Source organism: Acinetobacter sp. 789_lipA (assembly GCF_058242845.1).
This window is the reverse complement of sequence record NZ_JBZAYS010000001.1, coordinates 261,117-273,783: the sequence shown is the minus strand read 5'-3', so window position 1 is coordinate 273,783 and position 12,667 is coordinate 261,117. Positions and strand designations below refer to the sequence as shown.

General features: G+C 43.6%; 14 protein-coding genes. 10 read left to right on the top strand and 4 right to left on the bottom strand.

The genetic code is table 11. The features are described from left to right. Nucleotides 1-74: 74 nt before the first annotated feature. Nucleotides 75-1,787 (bottom strand): electron transfer flavoprotein-ubiquinone oxidoreductase, encoded by a 1,713-nt coding sequence (locus AC4CUZ_RS01300; protein WP_004692627.1) that lies wholly within the window; start codon nucleotides 1,785-1,787, stop codon nucleotides 75-77. 191 nt (nucleotides 1,788-1,978) lie between these two features. Between AC4CUZ_RS01300 and AC4CUZ_RS01295 the strand changes: the two genes are divergently transcribed. The 5 genes from AC4CUZ_RS01295 (at nucleotide 1,979) to AC4CUZ_RS01275 (ending at nucleotide 6,413) form a co-directional block, all read left to right on the top strand. Next, nucleotides 1,979-2,590, top strand: coding sequence for a DUF1285 domain-containing protein (locus AC4CUZ_RS01295; protein ID WP_114837444.1), 612 nt, complete (start codon nucleotides 1,979-1,981; stop codon nucleotides 2,588-2,590). 47 nt (nucleotides 2,591-2,637) lie between these two features. Next, on the top strand, nucleotides 2,638-3,507 hold the full coding sequence (gene murI, locus AC4CUZ_RS01290; protein WP_114837445.1) for a glutamate racemase: 870 nt from the start codon (nucleotides 2,638-2,640) through the stop codon (nucleotides 3,505-3,507). A gap of 131 nt (nucleotides 3,508-3,638) precedes the next feature. After that, on the top strand, nucleotides 3,639-4,664 hold the full coding sequence (locus AC4CUZ_RS01285; protein ID WP_004692624.1) for a DUF4062 domain-containing protein: 1,026 nt from the start codon (nucleotides 3,639-3,641) through the stop codon (nucleotides 4,662-4,664). A 69-nt stretch (nucleotides 4,665-4,733) separates the two neighbouring features. After that, entirely contained in the window at nucleotides 4,734-5,756 is a 1,023-nt protein-coding gene (gene hemH / locus AC4CUZ_RS01280; RefSeq protein WP_114837446.1) for a ferrochelatase, read from the top strand. A gap of 12 nt (nucleotides 5,757-5,768) precedes the next feature. After that, entirely contained in the window at nucleotides 5,769-6,413 is a 645-nt protein-coding gene (locus tag AC4CUZ_RS01275; protein WP_114837447.1) for an MBL fold metallo-hydrolase, read from the top strand. A 398-nt stretch (nucleotides 6,414-6,811) separates the two neighbouring features. Here AC4CUZ_RS01275 and AC4CUZ_RS01270 read toward each other — a convergent pair whose 3' ends face one another. Further along, the gene (locus tag AC4CUZ_RS01270) at nucleotides 6,812-6,985 is read right to left on the bottom strand and encodes a DNA gyrase inhibitor YacG (protein WP_004692619.1); all 174 of its coding nucleotides are present in this window, start codon (nucleotides 6,983-6,985) and stop codon (nucleotides 6,812-6,814) included. Nucleotides 6,986-7,070: 85 nt separating this feature from the next. Between AC4CUZ_RS01270 and AC4CUZ_RS01265 the strand changes: the two genes are divergently transcribed. Genes AC4CUZ_RS01265 through AC4CUZ_RS01255 form a run of 3 tightly spaced genes read left to right on the top strand, consistent with a single transcriptional unit; the run spans nucleotide 7,071 to nucleotide 9,414 of the window. Then, nucleotides 7,071-7,730, top strand: coding sequence for a class I SAM-dependent methyltransferase (locus AC4CUZ_RS01265; protein WP_171355083.1), 660 nt, complete (start codon nucleotides 7,071-7,073; stop codon nucleotides 7,728-7,730). A gap of 3 nt (nucleotides 7,731-7,733) precedes the next feature. Continuing rightward, nucleotides 7,734-8,945 carry a TIGR03862 family flavoprotein gene (locus AC4CUZ_RS01260; protein ID WP_419380881.1) on the top strand — a complete coding sequence of 404 codons (1,212 nt, stop codon included), beginning with the start codon at nucleotides 7,734-7,736 and terminating at the stop codon, nucleotides 8,943-8,945. A gap of 58 nt (nucleotides 8,946-9,003) precedes the next feature. Continuing rightward, entirely contained in the window at nucleotides 9,004-9,414 is a 411-nt protein-coding gene (locus AC4CUZ_RS01255) for a GFA family protein (protein ID WP_078425270.1), read from the top strand. Nucleotides 9,415-9,472: 58 nt separating this feature from the next. On the opposite strand, the gene AC4CUZ_RS01250 is transcribed toward AC4CUZ_RS01255, so the two are convergent. Then, nucleotides 9,473-10,033, bottom strand: coding sequence for a hypothetical protein (locus AC4CUZ_RS01250; RefSeq protein ID WP_114837451.1), 561 nt, complete (start codon nucleotides 10,031-10,033; stop codon nucleotides 9,473-9,475). Nucleotides 10,034-10,045: 12 nt separating this feature from the next. Further along, a complete protein-coding gene (locus AC4CUZ_RS01245) occupies nucleotides 10,046-10,825 on the bottom strand; it encodes a class I SAM-dependent methyltransferase (protein ID WP_114837452.1) in 780 nt (259 codons plus the stop codon). A gap of 122 nt (nucleotides 10,826-10,947) precedes the next feature. Here AC4CUZ_RS01245 and AC4CUZ_RS01240 point away from each other — a divergent pair, with 122 nt between their 5' ends. Next, the gene (locus tag AC4CUZ_RS01240) at nucleotides 10,948-12,234 is read left to right on the top strand and encodes a hypothetical protein (RefSeq protein WP_490747154.1); all 1,287 of its coding nucleotides are present in this window, start codon (nucleotides 10,948-10,950) and stop codon (nucleotides 12,232-12,234) included. Nucleotides 12,235-12,354: 120 nt separating this feature from the next. After that, the gene (locus tag AC4CUZ_RS01235; protein WP_004692607.1) at nucleotides 12,355-12,549 is read left to right on the top strand and encodes a hypothetical protein; all 195 of its coding nucleotides are present in this window, start codon (nucleotides 12,355-12,357) and stop codon (nucleotides 12,547-12,549) included. The last annotated feature ends 118 nt before the right edge of the window (nucleotides 12,550-12,667 follow it).

The window sequence follows — 12,667 nt, the reverse complement described above, 5'->3', positions numbered from 1 at the left end:
AGCCCGTTTTAACATTACATGTTCGGTTATGCGACACGGTTAGCAAAGCAACTGCTTTGCCGTGTCGCAAGGAATTACATATTAGGGTAATTCGGACCACCACCACCCTCAGGCGTTACCCAAGTAATGTTCTGAGATGGATCTTTAATATCACACGTTTTACAGTGCACACAGTTAGCTGCGTTAATTTGGAAACGCTTCGAACCATCGTTCTCTTCCATAATTTCATAAACACCCGCAGGGCAGTAGCGCTGAGCTGGCTCGTCCCATTTTGGTAGGTTTACATTCACAGGAATAGACGCATCAGTCAGTTTCAAGTGTGCTGGCTGATTTTCTTCATGCACCGTATTCGATACAAATACTGAAGATAAACGGTCAAAGGTCAACTTACCATCTGGTTTTGGATAGTTCGGTTTCACTGTTGCTGCATCTACAGTTTTCAGTGTGCTGAAGTCAGGCACTAAGTCATGCAGTGTAAACGGGACTTTAAACACATTTTGGTCGATGAAGTTAAATGCACCACCACCGAACGTGCCAAATTTGTGCATTGCTGGACCAAAGTTACGAGAACGATATAACTCTTCTTTTAACCAGCTGTTGTTGAACTTGTCTGTGTAAGCTGTTAACTCTTTTGCAAAGAAGTCTTCACCTTCAAGCACACGTGCAATGGCAAGGTCACCACCTTTTTCAACGCCTGCTTGAATCGCTTCGAATACCGCTTCGCCACACAACATGCCAGATTTCATGGCCGTATGTGAGCCTTTAATTTTAGCGAAGTTTAGGAAGCCTGCATCATCACCAATTAAAGAGCCACCTGGGAAGGTAAACTTCGGCAGTGAGTTGAAACCACCTTTGACAACAGCACGTGCGCCATAAGAAATACGCTTACCACCTTCAAGATACTGCTTAATCAGTGGGTGTGTTTTCCAGCGTTGCATTTCTGCAAATGGATACATGTGTGGGTTTTCGTAAGATAAATCCACGATCATACCCAAAGTAACTTGGTTGTTTTCAGCGTGATATAACCACCAACCACCAGAAGAACCTGTTTCAGCTAGAGGCCAACCTGCACCGTGCATCACCAAACCTGGCTTGTGTTTTGCAGGGTCAATTTCCCATAGTTCTTTGATGCCGATACCATAGTGTTGCGGGTCTGCATCTTTATCTAGATCGAACTTGGCAATCAGGCGTTTACCTAAATGACCACGGCAGCCTTCCGCAAAAATCGTATATTTGGCATGTAGTTCATAGCCTGGTGTAAAGTTATGTGTTGGTTCACCATCTTTACCAATCCCCATATCACCGGTTTGGATACCTTTAACGGTACCATCGGCATGATAAAGAATTTCAGATGCAGCAAAACCTGGGAAAATAGACACTTCTAATTCTTCAGCTTTTTGACCTAACCAACGCACCACGTTACCAAGTGAAATCACATAGTTGCCATCATTATGCATGGTTTTAGGAACCATCCAATGCGGCGCTTCTTGTGACTTTTCAGCAGACATTAGGAAATACGTTTTATCTTCAGTTACTGGCACATTTAAAGGCGCGCCTTCTTCTTTCCAGTTTGGGAACAACTCATTGATCGCACGCGGTTCGAGCACAGCACCTGAAAGGATATGCGCACCAACTTCAGAGCCTTTTTCTACGACACAAACGGACAGATCATTAAGGTTGTTTTCAATTGCAAGTTGACGAATTTTAATCGCAGCAGAAAGGCCAGCAGGGCCTGCGCCAACGATGACTACGTCAAACTCCATCGATTCACGTTCGATGTGTTCCATGTAGGACTCCTCATATGGTTAAAGGTGGCAACCGTTTTGACTCAAAGAACGGTGCTGCCATGAGTGTTCTTAGTTCCCAGACACAAAATTTATCATCGTGTCTTTTATATTGTGAGCTAGTATAGGTTTAAACCGAGTTCTAGCCAATTGGCTGAATCATATTATTTTTCCGTCAGACAGGCATGAATTTTATGGATAAGCAGCACAACTCAGCAAATCCGACGAAAAAAGTAGCTATTGCTGATAATAAAAACTTAACCGGTATTGCACAATACATAAAAGGTGGACAGTCCGGTCACAAAAGGTCAATCCCCCCTTTAGATCAATGGCACCCAAAGCATTGTGGCGCAATGGATTTGAAGGTTTTAGCCAATGGAGAATGGTGGCACGAAGGTCAATTGATCAAACGCCAAGCCATGATTGAGCTGTTTGCAACGGTACTTTGGAAAGAAGAAGATAAGTTTTATCTCAAAACTCCTGTCGAGCAGATTGAAATCGAGGTTGAAGATGAACCTTTATTTGTCAATCAAGTCGAGCAAGTCGAAATTGCAGGAAAAATCTACCTACAACTGACCACGACCACGCATGATGTGGTGATTGTTGATGAAGACCATCCCATTTTTATGCGTGCCTTCCAAGGGGAGCTACGTCCTTATGTGCATGTTCGTTTTGGCATCAATGCACTGATTCAGCGTGCTGCTTTTTTTCATTTGGTGGAAATGGGTGAGCTAAGCGACGATGCGGCGGGTCAGGTCAAACTGTGCTTACAAAGTGGTGATTTGCTATTGCAATTAGGCACCTGAGGTTTAAGCTTGATTGATCTTTTAACTTTATACTGCAACGAGTCCCCATGAGTGCCATTCAGCCCTTATTTCCTCTGATCAACCCTATGCCAAAAGCGACAGCCAATGCGCCAATCGGGATATTTGATTCGGGGATAGGCGGCTTATCCATCGCTCAAGAAATTGCCAAGCATTTACCGCATGAACGATTTATTTATTTTGCCGATACCGCACATGTGCCTTATGGGCCACGCAATGATCAAAATATCCGAGAATTGACTGCACAAGCGATTGAGTGGCTTTACCGCAAAGGCTGTAAGGTTGCAGTTGTGGCGTGTAATACCGCTTCAGCCTTTAGTTTGGATTATTTACGCGAGCACTATGGCGACAACTTCCCGATTATCGGCCTGGTTCCGGCCCTAAAACCTGCGGTATTGCAAAGCAAATCCAAAACCGTGGCCGTTCTAGCGACCCCTGCGACCTTTCGCGGGCAGCTGATTAAAGATGTGGTTGAGAAGTTTGCACAACCTTCGGGAGTCACGGTGATTCCAGTGACCTGCTTAGATTTAGTGCCTTTTGTTGAAAGCGGCGCACAGATGAGTGCGGCATGTTTAGCTATTTTAAAAGATATTTTACAACCCGTTGTCGATCAGGGTGCAGATTACTTAGTTTTAGGCTGTACCCATTACCCTTTTTTGAAAATAGCGATACAATCTATTTTTGGTCAGAAACTGACATTAATTGACTCTGGACTGGCAGTTGCACGACAAACAGCCCGTATTTTAATCAAAAATGAGTTATTATTTGAACGAAATCATGATAGTGATGTTCGAATTGAATGTTATGTCAGTGGGAATAATGCAGAAAGTTTGAGACCCATCTTACAACTTTTGCTTGAACCAGAACTAAATTGGACTATTTCAAACATATCTGATTAATTTTTAAACAAATAAGTCGAGTATTTTGATATATAGTCAAAAATTGTAACCTAATATGCTTGAGTTAGTCGCAGTGTCTATCTAATGGAATTTGGGGGATGGGATGCTGCGAAGAATAATGAGGATAACCGATGCTCGATAAGCGTTATCAAGTGTTTATAACCACTTCTGGAAGCGAGATGCAACCAGAGCGGATCATTTTGGCCCAAACTTTAGTGGGCATGGGATTTTTTTCTTGGGGATTAGAACAACGGACACCACTTTCAACGGCTTTTGCACGTCGTCAGATCGATGACTGTGACTATGTCATATTGTTGCTGGGCAGCAAATATGGCGAACAGTCCGTGTCAGGGGTGGGATATATGCACCTTGAATACATTTATGCGGTCACCAAACAAAAGCCGATTATTGTATTTATGCATGATGATCCTGATGCCCGTGAGTTATGTTTACATGACGACAAAGCTGAGCTGCGTGAAAAATTCAAAGAGTTTAGAAAACTACTCCAAAACGAAGTCGATCAGGTTTTCACTTATCGCACCATGCGTGACTTGGAAATGGCCGTTCGCTTGAATATGACGCAAATGCTAGAGCGCTATCCTGTATCGGGTTGGGTACGTCCGCAGAACACCCAAGTGTTGCATGACGAAATTGATAAACTCAAAGCCAAATTGGTGCAATTGGAAACTGAAGCGGGTAAACGTGAAGTCGATCCATTTTTGTCTTTACCCAAAGTGGCTATGCATGAATTTTTTGCCTTTGATTATCGGATGCATGCCTATCAAGATGGCAATTTTAAAGAGCTGAAAATTCAAAAGCAGATGACTTGGGCGCAATTACTCTCGGTTTTGGGGACAACCTTTATTCACCCAACTCCTGAAGAGTATTTCTCCAAACGCATTAATGAATATTTAAACGAAACTGGTTTAAATGATGCACGCTTAGAAATGCCTCGTGCCCATGCTGTTGCGCGCTCACAAATTAATATTCGTGCTTTGCACAGTATCAAAATGCAAATGCGTCAAAATGATTGGATTGTTCAGTCGGGTCGAGATGATCGTCAGCGCATGCTCTGGCAGTTGACCCCGAAGGCGATGAAACTTTTGGAGAGTAATTTATTGGAAAAGGATCGGCCTTTTCAATTTCAATCTTCGTAGTTATCCATTTAGATAATGAACTGAAAACTGTTACAGTAGAGACATTCGAAAACGAGCCACGAGGGTTGAATGTCTACTGCAACAAAAGCAAAAGTTACTGTTATTTTGGCAAATTTGGGAACGCCTGATGCACCGACAGCTTCAGCAGTGCGTCGCTTTTTGGATCAGTTTTTGTCAGACCAGCGGGTGATTGAAATTCCCAAACCGCTTTGGCAAATTATTCTCCGTTTATTTATTTTGCCGTTTCGCCCGAAACGCGTTGCCCATGCTTATGAGATGGTGTGGGGCAGCGATTCTCCAATGCGAGAAATTTTGCTGACTCAAGTGGCCGCGTTACAACAGCAGTTGATTTTGCAATATCCTGAGTTTGAGCTGAATATTGTTCCTGCGATGACCTATGGTAATCCCGGCATTCAGCCTTTGCTTGCTGAGTTGAGTCAAAACCCGCAAGATCATATTGTACTTTTTCCTTTGTTTCCGCAATACTCGGCAACATCCAGCGCGCCCTTATATGATGCTTTCGCGAAGTGGATTCCAAAGCAGCGCAATTTGCCAGGGCTGAGCATTATTCGCGATTATTATCAGCACCCTTTATACATTCAGGCTTTGGCGCAAAGTGTGCGCGATTTCCGTGCTGAACATGGGGTGACTGAAAAGCTGTTAATGTCTTTCCATGGTATTCCACAACCTTATGCCGATAAAGGCGATCCCTATGCCGACCGCTGCCGTATCACTGGGCAGTTGGTGGCGGCCGAATTAGGCCTAGCGGAGGACGAATGGGCGATCAGTTTCCAATCCCGCTTTGGGAAACAAGAGTGGGTGAAACCGTATACCGATGTCTTACTGGCCGAATGGGCGGCGCAGGGTGTGAAATCGGTGCAAATTATGAGTCCGGCGTTTTCAGCGGATTGCTTAGAAACTTTAGAGGAACTGGCGATTCAAAATGCTGAATTGTTTTTGTCTCAAGGTGGAGAGCGGTATCAATATATTCCAGCCTTGAATAGTCGCGGAGATCATTTGCAATTGCTCAATACGCTGGTTCAGGCTAATCTTGACGCCTTAAAACAGACATTAGCCAGCAAAACGAATTGAGGTTGACACGCTATGTTGCAAGTTAAAATTGTGCCTGTAACGGCATTTCAGCAGAACTGTTCGATTGTCTGGGACAGTGACAGTAAAGAAGCAATTTTAATTGATGCAGGTGGAGAGCCTGAAAAACTTAAAGCTGAAATTGAAGTATTGGGTTTGACAGTAAAAGCGCTGTGGTTGACACATGGGCATTTAGATCATGCTGGAGCAGTCGGGGCATTAAAAAAACTGTGGGATGTCCCTGTGATTGGCCCGCATAAAGAAGATGCCTTTTGGTTGGATATGATCCAAGAAGTCTCGCAGCGTTATGGTTTTCCTGTTCCTGAAAAGGTGGACGTCACGACATGGCTTGAAGGTGGTGAAGTCCTTAAACTGGGCAATGAAGCGTTTGAAGTGCGTTTTGCCCCTGGACATACTCCGGGTCATGTGATGTTTTATAACAAAAACTATGGTCTGCTTTGGACCGGCGATGTGTTGTTTAAAGGCTCCATTGGTCGTACCGATTTTCCACGCGGCAATCATCAGCAGTTGATTGACTCTATTCAGCGTGAATGCTTTAGTTTACCCGATGAGACGCAGTTTATTTCAGGACATGGTCCAATCAGTACCATTGGTTTTGAAAAACAACATAACCCTTTTGTGGCAGGAAAAGCAGGCTAAGCACTTTGTGGTCTCATTGAAAAATAAAAAAGTCAGCAGCTGCTGACTTTTTTATTTGCGAAATGGATTATGCAAAATGTGTTGGGTTTCTAGAGCAAACACGATGGAGAATAAGGCCACTAATAGTCCAACTGAGAGGATTAACAGATCTTGCATATAGATGCCAAAACTGAATAGACAGATCGCAAGTAAAACGCCAATTAAAACAATAGTCTTACTCAGGATGTTCATCTTATCCCCCCTTATAGGATGTTATTTTTGTGACTTGATCATGCTGTGAGCATGTACCAATTTTGGAGGGAGTATAGTCGACGAATTATCCTTTTAAGCGAATATTAAGATATTAAATAATGAACAATTTCGCTTAAAATATGAAAAATATCATGAAATTAAACATATTATTCTTCTGAATTTTCTGCCTGCGGTGCATCTTGCGTTGGGAGGCGATATTCATCATTGGCCCATGCACCTAAGTCGATCAGTTTGCAGCGTTCAGAACAAAAAGGACGAAAGGCGTTGTCTTCCCATTGACTCATTTCTCCACAACGGGGACAAGGGAAAGTGTGTGGCATGATCGACTCCAGATAAAATTTTCGGATTGAAATAGGCAAAAACGTTGGCAGTTGTTAGACTGATGCGGTTTTTTCTTAGTTTGATCTGATTATGCCGATTCGTCAATTTCAAGCCCAGCGTATGCATGCGCCTCGTGATTTTCAAATGATCAGTCCTGATCCACTATGTGTGGAAATTGGGGCGGGCAAGGGTAAACATGCTTTATTGTTTACGGCCCATCATCCTGAGAAAAAGCTGATTGCGGTTGAACGTACCCGTGAAAAGTTTGTGGCGATGCAGAAACAACATGGCTTAGAAGGTCAGCAGAATTTACAGCTGGTACATGCCGATGCCTTGCCGTGGGTGGTACATGCCTTGCAGCCGCAGCAGGTTGAACAGTTTTTTATTCTTTATCCCAACCCTGAACCGCATAATCCTGCGCAGCGCTGGTTGAATATGCCGTTTTTTGAGTTTCTGATTTCACGTTTACAAGTGGGCGGAAAAATTACTTTAGCCAGCAATATTCCAGAATATATTGAAGAAGCACAGCAACAGTTGATTGAGGTGTGGAAGTTACCATTTGTGAAAGAGCGCATTGCTGATAGCTCAGCGCGCACGCATTTTGAAATTAAATATTTAGAACGAGGCGAGCTCTGCCAACAGTTGATCATCACGAAACCTGAAGGTTATTGCACGCGTTTTGATGCGTTTCAGGCCTTGCGAGGTCAGAACCCACAGTCGCAATCTTCGGATCAAGCTGAATAAATCATGCCAAAGCGTATTGCAATTATTGGGGCGGGCCCAGCCGGTTTGATGGCAGCAGAAGAATTGAGTCAATATGATGTTCAGGTCGATGTGTTTGAGCAAAAACCATCTGCTGCACGTAAGTTTCTGATGGCGGGTAAAACAGGACTAAATATCTCTCATGCCGAACCTGTAGAGCAGTTTATCGGTCGTTATGATCAAGCTGAATGGCTAGCACCTTGGATTCGTGAGTGGGATGCCACATGGATTCAAGCATGGATGAAAGGTTTAGGCATTGAGTCCTATATCGGAACATCTGGGCGTATTTTCCCGATTGAAATGAAAGCTGCGCCTTTATTACGTGCATGGTTGAAACGCTTGGTTGAGTCAGGCGTCAAGTTTTACTATCGTCATCAATGCCTCAGCCTCAAAGAACATACACTTGAAATCAAGTCTTTGGTTAGTGATCAAGTGCATAGCCAGAGCTATGATGCGATCGTCTTGGCTTGCGGAGCGGTGTCATGGTCTCAGCTCGGTAGTGATGGCGCTTGGCAAAACTGGTTGGAGGCCGATGAAATTGAGCCTTTTCAAGCCAGCAATGCTGGAGTAGAACATGAATGGTCTACCTATATGCAACCCGTCTTTGGGCAGCCATTGAAACGAATTTCGACATGGGTGGGCGATGCCGAAAAAAGTATGGGCGATATCGTCATCACCCATTATGGATTAGAAAGTGGTTTGGTCTATAAGCAAGGTCGAGCGCTGCGTGCGCAGCAAAAGCAACAACAGTCTTTAATTTTGAAGCTCGACTTGCTGCCGGATGTCACTGTTCAAGAATTGGCTGTACGTCTGAAACCGACAAAAAAACAGTCTTTAAGTAATGTTTGGCGTAAAGCTGGTTTAGATGCAGCTAAGGCAAGTTTAGTGCGAGAGTTGGTTGCAAAAGAACACTGGAATCACCCTGAACAACTGGCGCAGCAGATGAAGCAATTACAGATTCCTTTAACTGGTTTTCGTCCGATTGAAGAAGCGATTAGTTGTGCTGGCGGTGTGCGCCGTGAAGGCCTGAGCCCGCAGCTACAATTAAAATCCAATCCCGCCGTTTTTTTATGTGGGGAAATGTTGGACTGGGATGCACCCACAGGGGGCTACTTACTCACTGCATGTTTTGCAACAGGGCGTGCCGCAGGTGAGGGCGCTATGCAGTATTTGAATGTGGCAAAAAATTCGCCGTAAGCGATGCAACTGAAAATCAGCTGTGCTAATTTGAATAAAAAATTCAAGGAGCATCATGATGTCGGATCTTCAGCAGTATGTGGGCAGCTGCCTATGCGGTGCAGTGACTTATCAAATTGATGGGCCGATTGGCGATATTATTCAATGCCATTGTCAAAAATGTCGCAAGGCCAATGGAACGGCATATGCAACCAATGCACCGATTGCTAAGGCGGATTTTAAACTGACCTCTGGTCAGGACGTTGTAAAAAAATATGCATCGAGTGCAGGCACAGAGCGTTGTTTCTGTGGCAACTGTGGTTCACCTTTGATCAGTATTAAAGCTGAAACACCTGAGTTTTACCGTTTGCGGATCGGCACTTTAGATACCCCGTTACAGCAAAAGCCGACGCAGCATATTTTTGTGGCATCTCAAGCCGAGTGGGACAACATTTGTGATGCATTACCGCAATATGCTGAACGCCCATAGTTAGAATAGATCTAAGTGAAAGGGATCATCGGATCCCTTTTCTTTGTCCGAGATTGAGTTAGTAGCCTGTCGACATCGTATCTTGAGCTTTTGGGTACTGCGACTGCCAGTGTTCAAGTTGCTCTTGGGCATGAATGAGCTCACCGAGACCTTTCACGTTATCATGTGGTGCTGCGGTTTTATCTTGGATGATTTTGGCTTGGTTATCCCAATATTGGTACATCAGAGTTTGAATGTAGCGCCCTTGTTCTGTTTTTAAATCCAGCTCTTTCAGCATATTCAGTGCAGACTGAATATTGTCTTGTTGACGTGTTTTTGCAAATTCATCCGTGAGCGTGCCTGCCTCACGCATTTTTATCAGCTCATCTTCCATTTCATCACTCATGCTGCTAAAGCGCTGGTCATAGTCGGCCAAGAGCGCAATATCGTGTGGATCATTGGCTGTTTTTGCAAAACTTTTGACCGGTTCAGAGCTGAGTTCTTGCAAAATTTTGTCATCGCTTGAAAGGGTGTCTTGCTCAGCACGTTCATTGGCTTTGTTACAGCCTGTGAGGATTAAGCTGCCACCTAAAAGAAGCGGCAGTAGAACCTGTTTTAATGAAAGAGTATGTGGGTTCATATCGGTGTCCTATTATTCTGCTATTTTTTGAAAGTGATAGGCATAGGTGATGTAAGGAAAACTGATTTCGTCTTGTGGCTGTTTGCCCGTGTACTGCTGCACAATTTGTTCAAACTGATGTTTTAAATCCTGCTGTTGTTCGAGTGGCATTGCGGCAATAAAGCTGGTCGAAAGGAGACGTTTTGAGACGACTTGTTCTACTGTACCTGTTTGCTGCTGTGCAAACTGATGCAGGCTTTTGAGCTGAAATAAGTTTTGATGTTCAAAGACTTTTTTCCATAGCCCACTATGATAACGCGGGGTATCTCCTTCTAAAGGCGCGAGTCGTTCTGCGAGTGCATTGATCCAGTCGACTTGAGTATCACGTTGGTTCCAGACCAAGCCCAAATGCCCTTGCGGTTTTAGGACACGGTGAATTTCCTTTAAACTGTCCATGTTGGCAAACCAGTGGAAGGCCTGCGCAGATAAAACTGCATCGATACTTTGCGAAGGCAGGGGAATATGGTCACTAAAGGCTTGTAATGTTTCCACCTGTGGGTAAGCCAGTTTGAGCTGAGCTAACATTTCGGTCACCGGTTCGATGGCAGTGAGCTGTCCACTATGTGGAATCAGATAAGGCAGAAACTTACCTGTACCCGAGGCAAGATCAATCACACGTGAATTTGCGTTTAAATGCAGTTGCTCGGTGAGCCAGACATGGATCTCTTGTGGATAACTTGGACGCACTTGTTGATAAAGTTCAGCAGCTGCACTAAACCCGTGTTGTGCCGCAGGATGGAGTAATTGTGTCATATTTTGCGCTTTTTTATCTGCTCTGCATCTATAAAATAACACATTTGGTTCGATGAAATCGCTTATGCTGTATGGAACGAACATGACCTCACTTTATAGGAATGAAATCTCTCAGCATGGACATGGCGAAACAAATTATTTTTGAAGATGAACAGATTCGTGTCATTTTTTTACAGGGTTCATCGGACGAACTTATTTTCTCTTTTGGTGATCTGATTACCCGTGCCAAGGGAACGTCGATCAATGCAGAAAAATCGCTGGCGAAGTTTGGCTTCAATGTGGTTGGCATTATGCCGAAACAGAAGTCATGGTTTCCAGAGTCTTCGATGTTGGCGATGTTAGAGGCAATTCGCGCTTGGATTGCCCCCTTTCAAACCCGCATTGCCTATGCAGGGTCGATGGGCGGCTATGCAGCGATTAAATACTCTAAACTTCTTGGATTTAAGCGCGTGGTAGCCTTGGTGCCGCAGTATTCGATCGACCCTGAACAGGTGACGGATAACCGCTATAACATGTTCTATCAGCCTGAGCTGAACCATGACATGCAGGTTCAAGCGAAGGATGTCTCGGCAGAGTGTGAATACATTGTTATTTATGACCCTTACTGCCCTGAAGACCGTGCGCATTATGAAAAATTACAATTGGTCGTGCCGAATCTGAATACCCTGAACTTACCTTTTACAGGGCATGATGCGATTGCGGTTTTAGCCAGTTCAGATTTGTTGCACGATTTTTTACGTCATGAGTTTGATGCGCCGTATTTTTATAAAAAAATTCGTGAAGTGAAAAAGAACAGCAAGTTTTACTACCGTAAAGTGATCGAAAACTTGTTGCCACGTCATCGCTTTTCTTTGGGGCGAATTCTGAAAAATAATGAGCTTGAGTTAGATGGTCAATTTTTTGATGCCAAGCTAAAACAAAGCATTATTCGAGAGTTATTGAGCAATCGACAAGTGAGCCAGACAGATCTGCTGAAACTGGGTATTCAAGTCAACTTGCCGCAAGAAAATAGCTGTCAGTTGATGGATAGTTTTGGACATGGTTTAGTGTTCAATATGATCAGTCAGAAGATTGAAAGCTATGCACCAGATGCTATTGCACTGAATCATAAGTTTCTGTTGCCGATCTTTGCCAAGGGCAACGGACTGGTCCACATTTACTATAATGACATGCGCTATACCGTGGTGATGAATGACCGTCAGATTATGAAGTTGGTGCATGAACAAGCCGAATTGAGCGCTGGAATGCATCCATTGTTAATGAAAAAATATAGTGATTATTATCTGATTAGTTATAAGCAGTTTAACTTTAGCTGTGATGAATATGGTGGCTTTGATTTGGTCGAGGATGTTCCAGAAACAGCGCAGTTTTTGGTGTCAAGCGATGCTGAATCAGATGTGTTCATGTGATTTATTCATATAGGGCTTTGGTCTAAGGCCAAGCGCTTGTTTTCCGTCCTATTTGCTTTAATATGAAAGTATTGTTTATCTTTTAAACAATACGGATAAAGATCAAATAGGGTGGAAGCAATGCAAAGACATTGGTCGGCTGTATTTATAACATTACTGTTTATTTCAACCTCACAAAGCGTACTGGCACAAAGTTTAGACCCAGCCTATCTGACATTCGGTGGTGGCCTGATTCTCTTACTGATCCTGACGTTTTATGTGATTAAACAGATCAGTATTTCTATTCGTATTCATCGTAATAAGCCCGTTAAATAGCGGGCTTTTTTCTGTGTGTTGCGGCTATTTTTAAGTGGTGAAGACAGTGTTTACATTGAAAAAAGGGGCTGAGTTAGTTTAAATAAGCGCTCTATCATTATGCAGAACAACTGGACGT

What these genes read in the sequence shown, in the direction of transcription:
- AC4CUZ_RS01300 (WP_004692627.1), bottom strand. Translation starts at nt 1,787, where the DNA reads ATGGAACACATCGAACGTGAATCGATGGAGTTTGACGTAGTCATCGTT.
- AC4CUZ_RS01295 (WP_114837444.1), top strand. Translation starts at nt 1,979, where the DNA reads ATGGATAAGCAGCACAACTCAGCAAATCCGACGAAAAAAGTAGCTATT.
- murI (WP_114837445.1), top strand. Translation starts at nt 2,638, where the DNA reads ATGAGTGCCATTCAGCCCTTATTTCCTCTGATCAACCCTATGCCAAAA.
- AC4CUZ_RS01285 (WP_004692624.1), top strand. Translation starts at nt 3,639, where the DNA reads ATGCTCGATAAGCGTTATCAAGTGTTTATAACCACTTCTGGAAGCGAG.
- hemH (WP_114837446.1), top strand. Translation starts at nt 4,734, where the DNA reads ATGTCTACTGCAACAAAAGCAAAAGTTACTGTTATTTTGGCAAATTTG.
- AC4CUZ_RS01275 (WP_114837447.1), top strand. Translation starts at nt 5,769, where the DNA reads ATGTTGCAAGTTAAAATTGTGCCTGTAACGGCATTTCAGCAGAACTGT.
- AC4CUZ_RS01270 (WP_004692619.1), bottom strand. Translation starts at nt 6,985, where the DNA reads ATGCCACACACTTTCCCTTGTCCCCGTTGTGGAGAAATGAGTCAATGG.
- AC4CUZ_RS01260 (WP_419380881.1), top strand. Translation starts at nt 7,734, where the DNA reads ATGCCAAAGCGTATTGCAATTATTGGGGCGGGCCCAGCCGGTTTGATG.
- AC4CUZ_RS01255 (WP_078425270.1), top strand. Translation starts at nt 9,004, where the DNA reads ATGTCGGATCTTCAGCAGTATGTGGGCAGCTGCCTATGCGGTGCAGTG.
- AC4CUZ_RS01250 (WP_114837451.1), bottom strand. Translation starts at nt 10,033, where the DNA reads ATGAACCCACATACTCTTTCATTAAAACAGGTTCTACTGCCGCTTCTT.
- AC4CUZ_RS01245 (WP_114837452.1), bottom strand. Translation starts at nt 10,825, where the DNA reads ATGACACAATTACTCCATCCTGCGGCACAACACGGGTTTAGTGCAGCT.
- AC4CUZ_RS01240 (WP_490747154.1), top strand. Translation starts at nt 10,948, where the DNA reads ATGGCGAAACAAATTATTTTTGAAGATGAACAGATTCGTGTCATTTTT.
- AC4CUZ_RS01235 (WP_004692607.1), top strand. Translation starts at nt 12,355, where the DNA reads ATGCAAAGACATTGGTCGGCTGTATTTATAACATTACTGTTTATTTCA.